Source organism: Ramlibacter sp. (genome assembly GCF_013697775.1).
Classification (GTDB): domain Bacteria; phylum Pseudomonadota; class Gammaproteobacteria; order Burkholderiales; family Burkholderiaceae_C; genus Ramlibacter.
The window spans coordinates 1-17,774 of sequence record NZ_JACCWG010000122.1; the positions used below are offsets into that span (position 1 = coordinate 1).

Below are 17,774 nucleotides of genomic sequence, written 5' to 3' on the forward strand. Positions count from 1 at the left end.
CGGCCATGGTGGCGCGCCGCATCTGCAGCCTGCCGCGCGGGCTGTACGCGGCGCCGGACTATCTCGCGCGGGCGGGGCGGCCGGCGAAGCCCGAGGCGCTGGAGCGGCACGCGTGTATCGTGGGCACCGGCGGCGCGCGCTGGCTGCTGGCGCGCGACGGCAGGCAGGTCGAGGTGGCGGTGCGCGGGAGCTACAGCGCCAACAACGCGTCGATGAACCGCGAGCTCGCGCTGCGCGGCCTGGGCATCGCCATCCTGCCGCGGCGCATCGTGCAGGCCGAGCTGCGCGCCGGCGCCCTGCGCCAAGTGCTGGCGCCCTGGAGCGTGCCGCCCACCGAGATTTCCGCCGTGACCTCCACCCGCCTGCTGCCGGCGCGCACGCGCGCCTTCCTCGATTTCCTCACGGAAGCGCTGGCCGAAACGCCTGGCCGATAATCGTTGCCATGTGCGGCTCCGAACTCCATTCGCTTCCCGAGGGCGTGCAGCGCGTCGCGCGCGCCCTGCAGGACCACGGCCATCCCGATGCGCCGGTGATGCTCGACGGCGCCGCGCGAACGGCGCAGCAGGCCGCCGACGCGCTCGGCGTCGCGGTCGGGCAGATCGCCAAGAGCATCATCTTTCGCCGCAAGGCCGACGATGCGGCCGTGCTGGTAGTCACCTCGGGCGACCGCCGCGTGGACGAGAAGAAGGTGCGCGCGCTGGTGGGCGACACCGGCCGCGCCGATGCCGACTTCGTCAAGAGCCGCACCGGCTTTTCCATCGGCGGCGTGTCGCCGATCGCGCATGCGCAGCCGCCGGTGACGCTGATCGACCGCGAGCTGTTCCGTTTCGAGGAGATCTGGGCCGCGGCCGGCCATCCGCACGGCGTGTTCAAGCTCAGGCCGCAGGACCTGGAACGCCTGACCGGCGCGCCGGTGGCCGACGTGGTGGAGGAACCCAAGCCATGAAATCGGTGCTGAAGCTGCTGACGGTGCGCGCACGCCAGGCGCTGGAGGCGACCGACGGCATGCCTTCGCCCTGCCAGTCGGTGTGCCGCATGGAGCCGGACACCGGCTTGTGCGAAGGGTGCCTGCGCACGCTGGACGAGATCACCGCCTGGAGCCGCATGGACGACGCAGGCAAGCGCGAGGTGTGGCACGAGATCACGCTGCGCCTGGCCACTCGCCACTGACACCACAAGGGACACAAGGGAGCTGGCATGAAGCACATCACGTTCTACCTCGATTTCATTTCGCCGTACGCCTTCCTGGCCTTCGAGCGCCTGCCCGAAGCGCTGCAAGGCCTGAGCTACGAGGTGGAGTACCGGCCCGTGCTGTTCGCCGGCCTGTTGAAGCACCATGGCCAGCTCGGTCCCGCCGAAATCGCCACCAAGCGCGACTGGACCTACCGGCAGGCCGAGTGGCTGGGCCACACCCTGGGCATTCCGCTGCGCATGCCGGCCGTGCATCCGTTCAATCCGCTGGCGCTGCTGCGCCTGGCCATTGCCTGCGGCAGCGGCGGCGCGTCGAACCGCTTCGCCTGCGAGACGCTGTTTCGCCACGTGTGGCAAGGCGGCGCCGATGTGTCCGACGCGGCGCGCATGCAGGCGGTGCAGCAGGCGCTGAACCCGGCGCGCGGCATCGCCGACGAGGCGGTGAAGGCGGAGCTGAAATCCAACACCGAACAGGCGATCGCGCAGGGTGCCTTCGGCGTGCCGGCGCTGCTGGTGGACGGCAAGATGTTCTGGGGCCTCGATGCGCTGCCGATGCTGCGCGCCTGCCTGGAGGGCGACGCGTGGTTCCAAAGCGGCGGCGGCTGGGACACGGCGGCGCAGGTCGGCGCGGGCGTCGACCGCCTGGCCAAGGGTTAACCCGGCGAGCCCGGCCGTGGTATCCGCATGGTGAAACTGTTGCCGCGGGTTTCACCTTAAGTTGTCAGAGCGTGTTCAGTTTCACGCAAGCATTTGTTGGATTGGCGTCAGAAGGGGGTCAGAGCCCGGCCCAAGAATGCGCGCACGTGGTCCACCTGGGCGCGCGCAAACCAAATCTTGGAGGCAATCCCTATGTCAACAGTAGCCGCACCTCGGCCAATGTCGGCGGAAGAGCGAAAAGTCATTTTCGCCTCGTCCCTCGGCACGGTGTTCGAGTGGTACGACTTCTACCTGTACGGCTCGCTCGCAGCGATCATCGCCAAGCAGTTCTTCTCCGGCCTTGACGCGGGCTCCGCGTTCATCTTCGCGCTGCTGGCCTTCGCCGCCGGCTTCATCGTGCGGCCGTTCGGCGCCATCGTGTTCGGCCGCCTGGGCGACATGATCGGGCGCAAGTACACCTTCCTGGTCACCATCCTGATCATGGGCCTGTCCACATTCATCGTGGGCATCCTGCCGACCTACGCCAGCATCGGCGTGGCCGCGCCGGTGATCCTGATCGCACTGCGCCTGCTGCAGGGCCTGGCGCTCGGCGGCGAGTACGGCGGTGCCGCGACCTACGTGGCCGAGCACGCGCCGCAGGGCAAGCGCGGCGCCTACACCTCGTGGATCCAGACCACCGCGACGATGGGCCTGTTCCTGTCGCTGCTGGTGATCCTGGCCTGCCGCGAACTGATGGGCCCGGCCTTCGAGGTGTGGGGCTGGCGCATTCCGTTCCTGGTGTCCATCCTGCTGCTGGCCATTTCAGTGTGGATCCGGCTGAGCCTGAGCGAATCGCCCGCCTTCCAGAAGATGAAGGCCGAGGGCAAGACCTCCAAGGCGCCGCTGACCGAATCCTTCGGCGAGTGGAAGAACCTGAAGATCGTGATCCTGGCGCTGGTCGGCCTGACCGCCGGCCAGGCGGTGGTCTGGTACACGGGCCAGTTCTACGCGCTGTTCTTCCTCACGCAGCAGCTGAAGGTGGACCCGGTCACGGCCAACCTGATGATTGCCGCCGGCCTGCTGATCGGTACGCCGTTCTTCATCGTGTTCGGTGTGCTGTCCGACAAGATCGGCCGCAAGCCCATCATCATGGCGGGCTGCCTGCTGGCCGTGCTGACCTACTTCCCGGTGTTCAAGGCGCTGACCGCGGCCGCCAACCCCGACCTCGCCGCCGCGCAGGCCAAGAGCAAGGTGGTGGTGACTGCCGACCCGAACGAGTGCTCGTTCCAGTTCAACCCGACCGGCACCGTGAAGTTCACCAGCTCGTGCGACATCGCCAAGCAGGTGCTGGCTGCCGGTTCGGTGAGCTACGACAACGTGGCCGCTCCCGCCGGCACCGTCGCCAGCATCAAGATCGGCGAGACCGTCATCCAGGGCTACAGCGCCAAGGGCCTCGCGGCCGACGAGGTGAAGAAGAAGGACGCCGAATTCAAGAAGAGCGTGTCCGAGACGCTGAAGGCCGACGGCTACCCGGCCAAGGCCGATCCGGCCAAGATGAACAAGCCGATGGTGATCGCCTTGCTGGCCTACCTGGTGCTCCTGGTGACCATGGTGTACGGCCCGATCGCGGCGATGCTGGTGGAGATGTTCCCCACGCGCATCCGCTACACGTCGATGAGCCTGCCGTACCACATCGGCAACGGCTGGTTCGGCGGCCTGCTGCCCACCACGGCGTTCGCCATCGTGGCGCAGACCGGCAACATGTACAACGGCCTGTGGTATCCGATCATCATCGCGGGCATCACGCTGGTGGTCGGCACGCTGTTCGTGCGCGAGACCAAGGACGTGGACATCTACGCCGGCGACTGAGCGCGGCGGTTCCGAACGAAAAGCCCGCGGCCTCACGGCCGCGGGCTTTTTCTTTGCCGAAATGCCTGCCTCAAAGACCTTATGGCAGGGCCTGCCGCGGCGCTGTCCCTAGAATGCTCCGCCTCCCTCCGAAAGACCGCCGCAATGACACAGGGCTTGATCCGCATTCGCGGCGCCAGACAGCACAACCTCAAGAACCTCGATCTCGACCTGCGCACCGGCGAACTCACCGTCGTCACCGGCCCGAGCGGCTCGGGCAAGTCCAGCCTGGTGTTCGACACGCTGTATGCGGAGGGGCAGCGCCGCTACGTCGAGACCTTCTCGGCCTATGCGCGCCAGTTCCTGGACCGCATGGACAAGCCGGCGGTGGACCGGGTGGAAGGCGTGCCGCCGGCCATCGCCATCGACCAGACTAACCCGGTGCGCTCCTCGCGCTCCACGGTCGGCACGATGACGGAGCTGAACGACCATCTGAAGCTGCTGTTCGCACGGGCGGCCCAGCTGTTCGACCGGCAGACCGCCAAGCCGGTGCGCCACGACAGCCCGGAAACTATCTACGCCGAGCTGATGGCGCGCACCGCCGGCAGCGACCCGCGGCTGGTGCTGACCTTTCCGGTCGAGCTGCCCGGCAGCACCACGGCCGAAGAGCTCGCGCAGTGGCTGGCCGCCAGCGGCTTCACCCGCGTGCAGGCCGAGCGCGAAGTCGCCACGCCGACCGGCCCGCGCAAGGTGCTGGACGTGGTGGCCGACCGCTTCCGCATCCAGGGCGTGGAGAAGGCGCGCGCGATCGAGGCGATCGAGGTGGCGTTGAAGCGCGGGGCGGGGCGGTTGACGGTCTACGCCGTTCGCCCTGAGCCTGTCGAAGGGCTCGCGGACGGGGCTTCGACAGGCTCAGCCCGAACGGAAACCTCCGACGTCTGGAAATTCTCCACCGGCCTGCACTGCCCCGACAGCGACATCCGCTATGCCGATCCGGTGCCTTCGATGTTCTCGTTCAACTCGCCGGTGGGCGCGTGCGAAACCTGCCGCGGCTTCGGCCGCGTGATCGGCGTCGATTACGGGCTGGTGTTCCCGAACGACAAGCTCACCTTGCGTGCCGGCGCGGTGAAAGTGTTCCAGACGCCGGCCTGGGCCGAGAACCAGGACGACCTGATGCGCCATGCCGAGGCGGCCGGCATCCCGCGCGACACGCCCTGGTACAAGCTCACGCCCGAGCAGCAGCGCTGGGTGATCGAGGGCACGCCCGGCTACAAGGACGGCCAGTGGACCAAGCAGTGGTACGGCGTGAAGCGCTTCTTCCAGTACCTGGAAAGCAAGGCCTACAAGATGCACATCCGCGTGCTCTTGTCCAAGTACCGCAGCTACACGCCGTGCGAGGTCTGCGCCGGCGCGCGGCTGAAGTTGGAAAGCCTGCTGTGGCGCATCGGCGGCAAGCAAGAGGCCGATGCGGTGCTGGCACCGGCGAAGCGCTTCATGCCGCAGGGCGTGAAGTGGTCGCGCGAACAGCTGGAAGCGCTGCCAGGGCTGTGCCTGCACGATTTGATGATGATGCCGATCGCGCGGCTGCGGGCGTTCTTCGATGCCGTTCGCCCTGAGCTTGTCGAAGGGCCCGCGGGGGCTCCGACAAGCTCAGCCCGAACGGGAGAGTCAGCCCGAACGGCGACAGAGCCGGTCCGCACGGGGGGGGAGCACCAGGCGCTCAAGCTGCTGTTCGAGGAGATCCACACCCGCCTGCGCTACCTCGTCGACGTCGGCATCGGCTACCTCACGCTGGACCGGCAGAGCCGCACCCTGTCCGGCGGCGAGGTGCAGCGCATCAACCTCACCACCGCGCTCGGCACCTCGCTGGTCAACACGCTGTTCGTGCTCGACGAGCCCAGCATCGGCCTGCATCCGCGCGACATGGGGCGCATCACGCAGGCCATGCACCGGCTGCGCGACGCCGGCAACACGCTGGTGGTGGTGGAGCACGACCCGGCCGTGATGGTGGCCGCCGACCGCGTGATCGACATGGGCCCCGGGCCGGGCGAGCGCGGCGGGGAGATCGTGTTCGACGGCACGGTGGACCAGCTGCGCGCCGCCGACACGCTGACCGGCGCCTACCTCGGCGCGCGCAAGCACGTGGGCATGGGCTTCAAGCGCGCGGTGACGGCATCGACGCCGCGGCTGATTCTGGAAGGTGCGCGCGAGCACAACCTGCAGAACCTGTCGATCGAATTCCCGCTGCAGCGGCTGGTGTGCGTCACCGGCGTGTCGGGCTCGGGCAAGTCCAGCCTGATCCAGGACGTGCTGGCCCCCGCGCTGCTGCGCCACTTCGGCAAGGCCACCGAAACGCCGGGCCTGCACGACCGCATGCTGGGCGCGGACCATTTGAGCGAGGTGGTGTTTGTCGACCAGTCGCCCATCGGCAAGACGGCGCGCTCCAATCCGGTGAGCTACGTCGGCGCCTGGGACACGGTGCGCGAAATCTTCGCCACCTCGCCGCTGGCCAAGCAGCGCGGCTACACCGCCTCGAAATTCAGCTTCAACTCCGGCGACGGCCGCTGCCCGACCTGCGGCGGCTCGGGCTTCGAGCACGTGGAGATGCAGTTCCTGTCCGACGTGTACCTGCGCTGCCCCGACTGCGACGGCAAGCGCTACCGCCCCGAGATCCTGGAGGTGATGATCGACCGGCCGCTGTCGGGCGACCTGCGCCGCCTGAACGTGGCCGACGTGCTGGCCCTCACCGTCAGCGAAGCGGCCACGCTGTTCGCCAACGACCGCGACGTGATCCGCGCGCTGCAGCCCATCGTCGAGGTCGGGCTGGAGTACGTGAAGCTGGGCCAGCCGGTGCCGACGCTGTCGGGCGGCGAATCGCAGCGCCTGAAGCTCGCCGGCTTCCTGGCCGAGGCGGCGCGCAGCGCCACCGCCAGCCGGCAGCCGACCGCGCGCAAGGGCACGCTGTTCCTGTTCGACGAACCCACCACCGGCCTGCACTTCGACGACATCGCCAAGCTGATGCGCGCGCTGCGCAAGCTGCTGGAGGCGGGCCATTCGCTGATCATCATCGAGCACAACCTCGACGTGATCCGCGCCGCCGACTGGCTGATCGACCTGGGCCCCGAAGGCGGCGACGCCGGCGGCCTGCTGGTCGCCGAAGGCCCGCCCGAGGAGATGAAGCACCACCCGACCTCGCACACGGCCAAGGCGCTGCGCGAATACGACTTCACGCTCGGCAGCGTGGCGCATGCGGGGAACGAGGCGCGCGAGAACACCCAGCCGTTCGGGCTGAGCTTGTCGAAGCCCTCGCAGGCCCTTCGACAGGCTCAGGGCGAACGGGCACCGCCCGTCAAAGCCATCCAGATCGTCAACGCCCGCGAGCACAACCTGAAGTCGATGTCGGTGGACATCCCGCACAACCGCTTCACCGTCGTCACCGGTGTGTCGGGCTCGGGCAAGTCCACGCTGGCGTTCGACATCCTGTTCAACGAGGGCCAGCGGCGCTACCTGGAATCGCTCAACGCCTATGCGCGCAGCATCGTGCAGCCGGCCGGCCGGCCCGAGGTGGACGCGGTGTACGGCATTCCGCCCACCGTGGCCATCGAGCAGCGCCTGTCGCGCGGCGGGCGCAAGTCCACCGTGGGCACCACCACCGAGGTCTGGCACTTTCTGCGCCTCTTGTACGTGAAGCTGGGCGTGCAGCACTGCGTGCACGACGGCCACGCCGTGAGCCCGCAGACGGCCGACAGCATCGTGGCGCAGATCATGAAGCGCTACCGCGGCCAGCACATCGGCCTGCTGGCGCCGCTGGTGGTGAACCGCAAGGGCGTCTATACCGAGCTGGCCGACTGGGCGCGGCCGCGCGGCTACACGCACCTGCGCATCGACGGCGAGTTCCTGCCGACCACCGGCTTTCCGCGCATCGACCGCTTCAAGGAGCACACCGTCGAACTTCCGGTGTGGGCGCTGGACGTCACGCCGGCCCACGAGGAGCAGCTGCGCGAAAAGCTGGCGGTGGCGCTGGAACACGGCAAGGGCGTGGTGCACGTGCTGGCGCAGAGCGGCACGGCCAAGGTGGAGGTGTTCTCCACCTTGCGCGCCTGCCCGGTGTGCGCCACCAGCTACCCCGAGCTGGACCCGCGCCTGTTCTCCTACAACAGCAAGCACGGCTGGTGTCCCGACTGCGTGGGCACCGGCGTGAAGCTCACGCGCGAGCAGCGCAAGATCTTCGACGACACGGTGGTCGTGGCCGATGGCGACAAGGGCCGCGAGCAGACCTTCGCCGAACCGGAGGTGGAGGACCTCACCGACGAGTCCTGCCCGGGCTGCCGCGGCGCGCGGCTGAACCTGCAGGCGCGCGCCGTGCAGTTCGACACTACCGGCATCGCCGAGATCGCCGCGCTGTCGGTGCACGACGTGCGGCGCTGGGTGGAGAGCCTGCAGGTGAAAGACGTGCTCAGCGTGCGCGAGCAGGGCATCGCGCGCGATCTCATTCCGGAGATCAAAAGCCGGCTCGAATTCCTGGAGGAGGTGGGCCTGGGCTACCTCACGCTGGACCGCGGCGCGCCCACCCTGTCGGGCGGCGAGGCGCAGCGCATCCGCCTGGCGGCGCAATTGGGCTCCAACCTGCAGGGCGTGTGCTACGTGCTGGACGAGCCCACCATCGGCCTGCATGCGCGCGACAACCAGATCCTGCTGGATGCGCTGCACAAGCTGGGCGGCAAGGGCAACACTCTGGTGGTGGTGGAGCACGACGAGGACACCATCCGCCGCGCCGACCACATCATCGACATCGGCCCAAGCGCCGGCAAGCGCGGCGGCCGCGTGGTGGCGCAGGGCACGGCCGCGGAGATCTCGGCCGAGCCTGAGTCGGTCACGGGGCGGTACCTGCTGCATGCGATGCGGCATCCGGTGCAGGCGCGGCGCGCGGTCGGGGGCTCCCCGCCAGACGTCACCTGGCTGAAGCTGCGCGGCGCCAACCTGCACAACCTGCAGGACGTGGACGTGGACATTCCGCTGCGCCGGCTGGTCGCCGTCACCGGCGTCTCCGGTTCCGGCAAGTCCACGCTGGCGCGCGACGTGCTGCTGCACAACGTGCAGGTGGCCGTGCAGCGCCGCTCCACCAAGGCCGGGCGCGAGGCCGACGACGCCGGCAAGCGCATCGGCTGGAGCGGCTGCAAGTCGGTGGACGGCTACCAGACCATCGACCGCGTGCTGGAAGTCGACCAGACGCCTATCGGCAAGACGCCGCGCTCCTGCCCGGCCACCTACATCGGCTTCTGGGACACCATCCGCAAGCTGTTCGCCGACACGCTGGAGGCGCGCGCGCGCGGCTACGGCCCCGGCCGCTTCTCGTTCAACACCGGAGAGGGCCGCTGCCCGCTGTGCGAAGGGCAGGGCGTGCGCACCATCGGCATGAGCTTCCTGCCGGACGTGAAGATCCCGTGCGAGGCCTGCCGCGGCGCGCGCTTCAACCCGGAGACGCTGGCCGTCACCTGGCGCGGCAAGAGCATCGGCGACGTGCTGCGCATGGAGACCGACGAGGCGGTGGAGTTCTTCGGCTCCATGCCCAACATCAGCCACCCGCTGCAGCTGCTGCGCGATGTCGGCCTGGGCTACCTGACCCTGGGGCAGCCGTCACCCACGCTGTCGGGCGGCGAGGCGCAGCGCATCAAGCTGGTGACCGAACTCAGCAAGGTGCGCGACGACGTCACGCGGCGCGGCCAGAAGGCGCCGCACACGCTGTACGTGCTGGACGAACCGACGGTGGGCCTGCACATGGCCGACGTGGAGAAGCTGGCGCGCGTGCTGCACCGGCTGGTGGACGGCGGCCACAGCGTGGTGGTGATCGAGCACGACCTGGACGTGGTTGCCGAAGCCGACTGGGTCGTCGACCTGGGCCCCGAAGGCGGCGGCGCCGGCGGACGCATCGTGGCCGCCGCGTCGCCGGAAGACGTGGTGGCCCAGGGCACGCACACCGGCGTGGCGCTGGCGCCGGTGCTGGCGCGCGGCTGAGCTGTCATCGGCGCACCGGCGCTGTAGCCTTGGCGACTGCCGGACCGGGTGATTCCCGATGCCGGCAAAGCGCACATGCGCTGCAATGGACGGCTTCCAGGAGAGCAATCCAATGCGCCGTCGTCAACTCATCCAGGCCGCCGCTGCAAGCGTGGCAGCCGGCACCCTGGGCGCCTCGCACGCCCAGGCCTTCCCGTCCAAGCCGATCAAGCTGGTCATCGCCTTTCCTGCGGGCGGCCCCACCGACATCACCATGCGCCAGCTGGCCGACAACGCCGGCAAGATCCTCGGCCAGCCGGTGGTGGTGGAGAACAAGCCGGGGGCCGCCGGCAGCCTGCCGGCGCAGCAGCTGCAAAGCTCCGCGCCCGACGGCTACACGCTGGCGCAGATTCCGCTGGGCGTGTTCCGCCTGCCCTACACCACCAAGATCAGCTGGGACCCGATCAAGGACATCGCCTACGTCCTCAACGTCACCGGCTACGCCTTCGGCATCGTGGTGCCCACCGAGTCGCCGCTGACCACCTGGACCCACTTCGTCGGCTGGGCCAAGGCCAACCCGGGCAAGCTCACCTACGGCTCCACCGGCACGCTGACCAGCCCGCACCTGACCACCGAGCTGATCGCGCAGCAGCTGGGCATCCAGCTGCAGCACGTGCCCTACAAGGGCAGCGCCGACCTGATGCAGGCCATCCTGGGCGGGCACATCATGGCGGCGGCCGACTCCACCGGCTTCGCGCCGCAGGTGCAGGCCGGCAAGCTGCGCGTGCTCAACACCTGGGGCGACAAGCGCTTGGCCAAGTTCCCCGACGTGCCCACGTTGAAGGAGCTGGGCCTGAATATCGTGCAGAACTCGCCCTTCGGCATCGGCGCGCCGCGCGGCACGCCGCCGGCCGTGGTGAAGCGCCTGCATGACGCCTTCAAGACGGCGATGGAGCAGCCCAGCTACGTGCAGTCGCTGGACCGCTACGACATGGTGCCGATCTACATGAGCTCGACGCAGTACACGAAGTTCGCGCAGGACACCTTCGCCAAGGAAAAGGCGCTGATCGAGAAGCTCGGCCTGGGCAAGGCCCCGACGACCTGATCGCGCGGGGTGCGCCGGCGCCGAGTTCAGCGCGCGGCCAGGATGGCGCGCGCCACTTCGGCGAACCCCGCGCCGCGCTCGCCTTGTGTGATGTAGCGCGGCGGATGCGTGAGCTGCGCTTCGAAGCGGCGGATGTTGGCCACGCCGATGCTGTGCGGGAAGTGCTCGAACATCAGCACGTCGTTGGTGGAGTCGCCGACGTAGACCCAGCGGTCAATCTCGGCGTCCAGCGCACGCCCGAGCAGCTCGCGCACGGCCCAGCGCGCGCCCGACAGCTTGTTGTGGTCGCCATACCAGCCGTTGACGTGGATCGAGCTGACGGTGGCGTTCATGCCTTCCTGCTCCATCAGCGCGACGACGCGCGCGATGTGCGCTTGCGGCAGGTGAGTGAACTCGCTGTGGTCGATGGCGATGTCGGTCTCGCGCCCGGCGCTGTCGTGCGCCAGCTGCGCACCGGGAACCTCCGCGACGATGCGCCGCGCCACCTGCTGCATGCGCGCGAAGTTGGCCGCGCGCAGTGTTTCTTCCTGCTGGTAGCTCTTCCTCAGCGTTCTCTCTCCTCCCTCTCCCTCAGGGAGAGGGAGGTCTTCCAGCGAGAGTGCCACCGCCCCGTTCTCCGCCACGATCGCATCCACCGGCCACTGCAGCGCGAACGGCATGCTCCAGCCCACCGGCCGCCCGGTGATCGGAATGACGTGGATGCCGGTAGCACGCAGGTCGGCCAACGCGGCCAGCGCGTCGCCGGTGATCGCGCCTTCGGTGGTCAGCGTGTCGTCGATGTCGGTGAACACGCCCGCGATGCGGGCGCGGTCGGCGGCGGGCCAGTCGGCGAGCGGCAGCATGCGTCGGGACTTCTCAGCCGGCGTTGTGCAGGCTCAAGCCGGCGTGCTCGCGCAGCGGATGGAAATGGATCTTCGCAAAGCGCTCCTGCGCCAGCCGCACGTCGTACGGCGAGGTGCACAGGAAGGCCAGCGCGTCGGCCGCATCCCGCGCCATGCGCTGCGGGTAGGCGTCGGTGAACGCGCGCAGCTCGGCCGGCGTGTCCGCCGTGATCCAGCGCGCGCCGGTGTAGGGGCAGCTCTCCAGCCGCACGTCGCAGTCGTACTCGGCCTTCAGGCGGTGCTGCACCACCTCGAACTGCAGCTGGCCGACCGCGCCCAGCAGCATCGGCCCGCCGATCTCGGGACGGAACACCTGGATCGCGCCTTCCTCGCCCAGCTGCGCCAGGCCCTGCTGCAGCTGCTTGGTGCGCAGCGGGTTCTTCAGCACCACCACCTGGAACAGCTCGGGTGCGAAGAAGGGCAGGCCGGTGTATTGCAGGTTGAGCGAGCCGTCGGTGATGGTGTCGCCCAGCTGCACGCCGCCGTGCGTGGTGAAGCCGATGATGTCGCCGGCGTAGGCCTCGTCCACGGCTTCGCGCCGCTGCGACAGGAAGGTCACCACCGAGGTCGGTCGCAGCTCCTTGGCGGTGCGCTGCACCTTGAGCTTCATGCCCGGCGTGTACTTGCCCGAGGCCATGCGCACGAAGGCGATGCGGTCGCGGTGCGAGGGGTCCATGTTGGCCTGCACCTTGAACACCACGCCGGAGAAGGCGGCATCGTCCGGCTGCATGGTTTTTTCCTGCGGCTGGCGGTTGACGACCACCATGCTCTTGCGCGGCTGCGGCGCCGGCGCCAGGTCGACCAGCGCGTCCAGCACTTCCATCACGCCGAAGTTGTTGACGGCGGAGCCGAAGAACACCGGCGTCTGCTTGGCCGCGAGGAAGGCGGCATGGTCCCACGTGGGCGAGGCACCGGCTGCGAGCGCCATGCTTTCGGCCGCGCCGTCGTACTCGGCGCCGAAGCGCCTGCGCAACTCGGTGGTGTCGGACAGCGGCACCGTGTCCAGGTCCTGCGGGCGCTTTTCGCTGCCGGATTCGAACACCGTCATCGCCTGCCTGCGCAGGTTCATGATGCCGCCGAAATTCTTGCCCTTGCCGACCGGCCAGGTCATGGGCACGCAGGGCATGCCGAGTTCGCGCTCGACTTCGTCAAGGATGTCCAGCGGCTCGCGCACCTCTCGGTCCATCTTGTTGACGAAGGTGATGATGGGCGTGTCGCGCTGGCGGCAGACCTCGATCAGCCGGCGCGTCTGCGCCTCCACGCCGTTGGCCGCGTCGATCACCATCAGCGCCGCGTCGACGGCGGTGAGCACGCGGTAGGTGTCTTCCGAAAAATCCTTGTGGCCGGGCGTGTCCAGCAGGTTGACCACGTGGTCGCGGTAGAGCATCTGCATCACCGACGAGGCGACCGAGATGCCGCGCTGCTTCTCGATTTCCATCCAGTCGGAAGTCGCATGGCGCGAGGCCTTGCGGCCCTTCACCGCGCCCGCGATCTGGATCGCGCCGGAGAACAGCAGCAGCTTTTCCGTCAGCGTGGTCTTGCCCGCGTCGGGGTGCGAAATGATGGCGAAGGTGCGGCGGCGCCGGGTTTCGGCGGCGAAAGGGGATGCGGACAAGGGGGACTCCGTGCGAGCGCGCGTGCCGTGCGGCAGCCGCGCCGTTCAGCCGCTATTGTGCCTCGCGCCGGGCACGTCACGTTCCGGCCGGCCCGCTCGTCATGCAAGGAAGACCCCAAAGAAAAGGAATCCCCATGATGGACATCGTGATCGTCGGCGGCGGCTATGCCGGAGTGGCCTGTGCCGCCCGGCTGGCCCACCGCGCCCGCGCGCAGCGCACGCCGGCGCGCATCCGGCTCATCAATCCGCAGCCCCGGCTCATCGAGCGCATCCGCCTGCACCAGGCGGCCGCCGGCCAGCCGCTGCCCGAGCGCCGCATCGACACGCTGCTGGACCGCTGCGGGGTCGAGCTGGTCACCGGTTACGCCGAGGCGCTGGATCCGTCGGCGCGAACGCTGCGGGTGGGCGGCCAGGCGCTCGGCTGGGACCGCCTGGTGCTCGCGCTCGGCTCCGCGCCGAACGTTGACGCCGTGCCCGGCGTGGCCGCGCATGCGTTCACCTTGGGCACCGACGCCGTGGCGGCGCTGCACGCGCGCCTGGCCGCGCTGCCCCAGGGCGCGTGCGCGGCCGTGGTGGGCGGCGGCCTGACCGGGATCGAGGCGGCCAGCGAGATCGCCGAAGCGTTCCCACGTCTGCGGGTGCATCTGGTGGCGCACGGCGCCATCGGGCCGGACTTCGGCCCAGCGGGGCGGCGGCACGTGCTGGACACCTTGGCCCAGCGGCTGGGCGTCACGCTGCACGAACACGTGCGGGTGGATGCGGTCGGCGCCACGCGCCTGGAGACTGGCCAGGGCCCGCTCGCGTTCGATGCGTGCGTCTGGGCGGCCGGCTTCACGCTGCCCACGTTGCCGCGCGAAGCCGGGCTGCGCACCAATGCGCGCGGACAGGTGCTCGTCGATCCGCAGCTGCGCTCGGTGTCGCATCCGTGGATCTACGCGGCCGGCGACGTCGCCGGGCCGGCCCTGCCGCCCGGGCAGGAGCTGCCCATGGGCTGCAAGACCGCGATGCCGATGGGCGTGCACGTGGGAGACAATCTTGCGGGTGAACTCATGGGCCAAGCCTGCAATGCCTTCGACTATGCGCTGCTGTTCTATTGCGTCAGCCTCGGGCGGCGCGACGGCCTGGTGCCCTGGGCCGACGCCGAAGGCCGGCTCACCGGCCGCGTGCTCACGGGTCGCCGTGCGGCATGGTTCAAGGAAATGATCTGCCGCTCGACCTGGTGGGGGCTGATGCTGGAAGCGCGCGGCCACAAGGCGGTGGTGTGGAAGCGCACCGGCCGCGCGCCGCAGTCGCTGGCGCCCGCATGAGCACCGAGGTCGATCTCCTGCTGCAGCGCGAGCGCGGGCGCTTGTTCGCGCTGGCCTACCGCATGCTCGGCAGTGTGGGCGAGGCGGAGGACGCGGTGCAGGAAGCGTTCACGCGCTGGTACGCGCAGCCGCGCGATGCCGTGCAGAACCCTGCGGGCTTTCTCACCACCGTTGTGGCCAACATCTGCCTGGACCAGCTCAAGAGCGCGCGCCGCAGGCACGAGGACTATCCCGGCGTGTGGCTGCCCGAGCCGGTGGCCGCGCTGCAGGACGGGCCGGAGGACGACCTGCAACGGCTGGAATCGATTTCGCTGGCCTTCGTATCGCTGCTGGAGGCGCTGAACCCGCTGGAACGCGCGGTGTTCGTGCTGGTCGAGGTGTTCGACTATGCGCATGCCGAAGTCGCGGCCATGCTGGGCCGCACGCCCGAGGCCTGCCGTCAGGCGCTGCACCGCGCGCGGCAGAGCCTGGCCGCGCACAGGCGCGCCGTTGCCCCGGCCGAGCGCCACCGCAAACTGCTGCTGTCCTTCGTCGCGGCGGTGCAGCGCGGCGACGTCGACGAGCTGGCGCAGATGCTGGCCGACGATGTGGAGTCGCGCGCCGACGGCGGCGGCTTCGTCAACGCCGCAGCCCGGCCCATCACCGGCGTGCGTGCCGTGTCGCGCCTGTTTGCCGGCCTTTCGAAACAGTCGCCGCCCGACCTTGCCGTGCGCATCGAAACGGTCAACGGCTGGCCTGCCGCGCTGCTGAGCTCGGCCGGTGTGCTCTGGTCGGTGCTGCAGCTGCGCGCGGACGACGGCGCGCGCATCCTGCGCATCGACAACGTGATGAATCCTTACAAGCTGGCGCGCGTTGCCGCTGCATTCGGCCTGCGCACGGCCACGGACGCGCCCTGACGGTGTAGGCTGGCGCCATGGCGCAGAGAAGATCGAGGCGCCGCCGCTCGAGATCGAGGCCGGCGGGCGCACTGTCACCGCCAAGCATCCGGACAAGCTGCTGATCCCGATGCGGGCATCACCAAGCTCGACCTCGTGAACTACTACGTGGCCGTCGCCGAGGGCGCGCTGCGCGGCGCCGGCGGGCGGCCCTGCGTGCTGGTGCGCTACCCCAACGGCATTGGCGAGGAATTCTCTTCCAGAAGCGTGCGCCGGCGAACCGGCCCGACTGGCTGGAGGCGGCGCAGATCCGCCTTCCCTCCGGCCGCACAGCCGAGGAGATCGTGCCGCGCGATGCGGCGGCGCTGGCCTGGATGGCCAATCTGGCCTGCCTGGAACTGCATCCGTACCCGGTGCGCGCCGACGACCTCGATCACCCCGACGAACTGCGCGTGGACCTCGATCCGGTGCCCGGCGTGGAATGGCCGCAGATCGTGCAGGTGGCGGACGTGGTGCGCGAGGTGCAGGCCGAGCTCGGCCTGGCCGGTTGGCCCAAGACCTCGGGTTCTCGCGGCATCCACGTGCTGATGCGCATCGAACGCCGCTGGAGCTTCGACGCCGTGCGCCGCGCGCCCACGCTCGCCACCAGCAAGTGGTGGAAGGAAGAGCGGCACGGCGTGTTCGTCGACTACAACCAGAATGCCAAGGACCGCACCGTGGCTTCGGCCTACTCGGTGCGGCCCAAGCCCGACGCGCGCGTCTCGGCGCCGGTGGCGTGGGACGAGTTGCGCACCTGCGCGCCGGCCGACTTCACCCTGCGCACGACCCGCGCCGCGCGCGAGCAGGACGTGCTGGCTGGGCTGAGCGCCGGGGCTACGCGCCGAACACCTTGGCCAGTTCGAACGGCGTCGTCACTTCCAGCTGGTCGTAGCGGCAATCCGCCGCCGGCTTGTCGGCGCGCCAGCGCAGGAATACGGCGGCGTGGCGGAAGCGGCTGCCTTGCAGGTGGTCGTACTTGACCTCGACAACGCGCTCCGGCCGCAGCGCTTCCCAGGCCAGGTCCTTGCCGCCGCTCCAGCGGCTCTGCGCGCCGGGCATGCGCTGCGCGTCGCCCACATTGGCGCCGGCCCATTCGCGCCAGGGATGGTCGGCCAGCGCGTCCTTGCGCAGCGGCTCCAGCTCCTTCAACAACTCCTCGCGCATCGCCAGCGTGAAGGCCGAGGTGACGCCCACGTGGTGCAGCACGCCCGCCTCGTCGTAGAGGCCCAGCAGCAGCGAGCCGACCGCGTCGGTGCGGTCCTTGTACCAGCGGAAACCCGCCACCACGCAGTCGGCGCTGCGCGCGTGCTTGATCTTCAGCATGGCGCGCTTGCCGGGCTGGTAGGTGGCGCTGTCGAGCTTGGCGATCACGCCGTCGAGCCCGGCGCCTTCGAACTGCTCCAGCCACTCCACGGCCTGCGCGCGGTCGCGCGTCACGGGCGTGAGGTACAGCGGCGGCTTGGGCTTGCCCAGCAGCCGCTCCAGCCGCACGCGCCGCTCGGCCTGCGGCAGGTCCATGGTCGGGCGGCCGCCCGCGGCCAGCAGGTCGAAGGCGACGAAGGCGGCCGGCGTTTCTTTCGACAGCCGGGCGATGCGCGACGGCGCGGGATGGATGCGCTGCTGCAGCGCGTCGAAGTCCAGCCCGCGCGCACCGGCCACCACGATCTCGCCATCGAGCACGCAACCCTTGGGCAGCATTTCGTGCAGCGCCTTTTCCAGCTCGGGGAAGTAGCGGTTCAGCGGCTTCAGGTCGCGGCTCTGGATGTGCGTCTCGTCGTTGCCGCGGAACACGAGGGCGCGAAAGCCGTCCCACTTGGGCTCGAACAGGAAGCCGGGTTCCTCGGGCAGGGTTTCGGCGATCTTCGCCAGCATCGGCTCGATCGGCGGAACCACCGGCCCGTTCGCCTTCGGCGGTGCCGTGTCCGCCGCGGCGGCTTTCTTCTTCGTTGCCATCAGTCCAATCAGTTCACGCAAATGCGGCCGGCCAGGCGTCCGCTCTCGACCATGGAAAAGCAGCCCGCCGCTTCGCTGGTGGCGCGGCAGCGGCCGACCACGTCGGCGCCGGGCGCCACCGCCGGTCCGCTGTACACGCAACCATAAATGCAGTCCTTCTGACTGTCGCAGCGCTGGTTGGCGTCGGGCGCTGCGCGCACCGCCGGCTTGCGCTGCGCGACGGGTTCGAAGCGGCACAGCGGCACCGGCGAGTCCGCCGGGCCCCAGGTGCCGCCGTGCGTGGTGCACTGGCGGGCCGTGGCCGACGGCGACACGCGCGCGGTGCAGACG

Annotated in this window: 13 protein-coding genes and 1 pseudogene; 10 read left to right on the forward strand and 4 right to left on the reverse strand. The window is 69.6% G+C overall.

What is annotated here, in order from left to right; all coding sequences use genetic code 11:
* The 7 genes from H0U68_RS06295 to H0U68_RS06325 form a co-directional block, all read left to right on the forward strand.
* Positions 1-434, forward strand: a 434-nt coding sequence (locus H0U68_RS06295; RefSeq protein WP_296353741.1) for a substrate binding domain-containing protein, incomplete at its 5' end; no start/stop codon positions are given.
* Between the two features lie 8 nt (positions 435-442).
* Positions 443-946, forward strand: coding sequence for a YbaK/EbsC family protein (locus H0U68_RS06300; RefSeq protein ID WP_296353742.1), 504 nt, complete (start codon positions 443-445; stop codon positions 944-946).
* A complete protein-coding gene (locus tag H0U68_RS06305) occupies positions 943-1,170 on the forward strand; it encodes a DUF1289 domain-containing protein (protein WP_296353744.1) in 228 nt (75 codons plus the stop codon). The genes H0U68_RS06300 and H0U68_RS06305 overlap by 4 nt, the downstream gene beginning before the upstream one ends.
* 27 nt (positions 1,171-1,197) lie before the next feature.
* Positions 1,198-1,848: a 2-hydroxychromene-2-carboxylate isomerase gene (locus H0U68_RS06310; protein ID WP_296353746.1), complete on the forward strand. Its 651-nt coding sequence runs from the start codon at positions 1,198-1,200 to the stop codon at positions 1,846-1,848.
* A gap of 192 nt (positions 1,849-2,040) precedes the next feature.
* Positions 2,041-3,696, forward strand: coding sequence for an MFS transporter (locus tag H0U68_RS06315; protein WP_296353748.1), 1,656 nt, complete (start codon positions 2,041-2,043; stop codon positions 3,694-3,696).
* A gap of 144 nt (positions 3,697-3,840) precedes the next feature.
* Positions 3,841-9,690 (forward strand): excinuclease ABC subunit UvrA, encoded by a 5,850-nt coding sequence (gene uvrA / locus H0U68_RS06320; protein ID WP_296353750.1) that lies wholly within the window; start codon positions 3,841-3,843, stop codon positions 9,688-9,690.
* 112 nt (positions 9,691-9,802) lie between these two features.
* Positions 9,803-10,774 carry a tripartite tricarboxylate transporter substrate binding protein gene (locus H0U68_RS06325; RefSeq protein WP_296353752.1) on the forward strand — a complete coding sequence of 324 codons (972 nt, stop codon included), beginning with the start codon at positions 9,803-9,805 and terminating at the stop codon, positions 10,772-10,774.
* A gap of 26 nt (positions 10,775-10,800) precedes the next feature.
* Here the strand turns inward: H0U68_RS06325 and H0U68_RS06330 are convergent, their stop codons facing one another.
* Together H0U68_RS06330 and H0U68_RS06335 are read right to left on the reverse strand one after the other, a co-directional pair.
* A complete protein-coding gene (locus tag H0U68_RS06330) occupies positions 10,801-11,616 on the reverse strand; it encodes an HAD-IIB family hydrolase (RefSeq protein WP_296353754.1) in 816 nt (271 codons plus the stop codon).
* Positions 11,617-11,629: 13 nt separating this feature from the next.
* Entirely contained in the window at positions 11,630-13,270 is a 1,641-nt protein-coding gene (locus tag H0U68_RS06335) for a peptide chain release factor 3 (protein ID WP_296353756.1), read from the reverse strand.
* Positions 13,271-13,404: 134 nt separating this feature from the next.
* Here H0U68_RS06335 and H0U68_RS06340 point away from each other — a divergent pair, with 134 nt between their 5' ends.
* From H0U68_RS06340 to H0U68_RS24365, 3 genes and pseudogenes are all read left to right on the forward strand, one after another.
* Positions 13,405-14,577, forward strand: coding sequence for an FAD-dependent oxidoreductase (locus H0U68_RS06340; protein ID WP_296353759.1), 1,173 nt, complete (start codon positions 13,405-13,407; stop codon positions 14,575-14,577).
* Positions 14,574-15,473, forward strand: coding sequence for an RNA polymerase sigma factor SigJ (gene sigJ / locus H0U68_RS06345; RefSeq protein ID WP_296353761.1), 900 nt, complete (start codon positions 14,574-14,576; stop codon positions 15,471-15,473). The genes H0U68_RS06340 and sigJ overlap by 4 nt, the downstream gene beginning before the upstream one ends.
* A 287-nt stretch (positions 15,474-15,760) precedes the next feature.
* Positions 15,761-16,237 (forward strand): annotated as a pseudogene (locus H0U68_RS24365) (DNA primase); the annotation flags it as partial.
* 88 nt (positions 16,238-16,325) lie between these two features.
* Here the strand turns inward: H0U68_RS24365 and H0U68_RS06350 are convergent.
* Both H0U68_RS06350 and H0U68_RS06355 read right to left on the reverse strand, forming a co-directional pair.
* On the reverse strand, positions 16,326-17,444 hold the full coding sequence (locus H0U68_RS06350) for an ATP-dependent DNA ligase (RefSeq protein ID WP_296353763.1): 1,119 nt from the start codon (positions 17,442-17,444) through the stop codon (positions 16,326-16,328).
* A gap of 8 nt (positions 17,445-17,452) precedes the next feature.
* On the reverse strand, positions 17,453-17,774 hold a 322-nt coding region (locus H0U68_RS06355), incomplete at its 5' end, for a hypothetical protein (RefSeq protein ID WP_296353765.1).

Bases quoted from the DNA above. Each gene is read 5' to 3' on its own strand.
- H0U68_RS06330 (WP_296353754.1), bottom strand. From the start codon at position 11,616: ATGCTGCCGCTCGCCGACTGGCCCGCCGCCGACCGCGCCCGCATCGCG.
- uvrA (WP_296353750.1), top strand. From the start codon at position 3,841: ATGACACAGGGCTTGATCCGCATTCGCGGCGCCAGACAGCACAACCTC.
- H0U68_RS06340 (WP_296353759.1), top strand. From the start codon at position 13,405: ATGATGGACATCGTGATCGTCGGCGGCGGCTATGCCGGAGTGGCCTGT.
- H0U68_RS06350 (WP_296353763.1), bottom strand. From the start codon at position 17,444: ATGGCAACGAAGAAGAAAGCCGCCGCGGCGGACACGGCACCGCCGAAG.
- H0U68_RS06325 (WP_296353752.1), top strand. From the start codon at position 9,803: ATGCGCCGTCGTCAACTCATCCAGGCCGCCGCTGCAAGCGTGGCAGCC.
- sigJ (WP_296353761.1), top strand. From the start codon at position 14,574: ATGAGCACCGAGGTCGATCTCCTGCTGCAGCGCGAGCGCGGGCGCTTG.
- H0U68_RS06305 (WP_296353744.1), top strand. From the start codon at position 943: ATGAAATCGGTGCTGAAGCTGCTGACGGTGCGCGCACGCCAGGCGCTG.
- H0U68_RS06310 (WP_296353746.1), top strand. From the start codon at position 1,198: ATGAAGCACATCACGTTCTACCTCGATTTCATTTCGCCGTACGCCTTC.
- H0U68_RS06315 (WP_296353748.1), top strand. From the start codon at position 2,041: ATGTCAACAGTAGCCGCACCTCGGCCAATGTCGGCGGAAGAGCGAAAA.
- H0U68_RS06300 (WP_296353742.1), top strand. From the start codon at position 443: ATGTGCGGCTCCGAACTCCATTCGCTTCCCGAGGGCGTGCAGCGCGTC.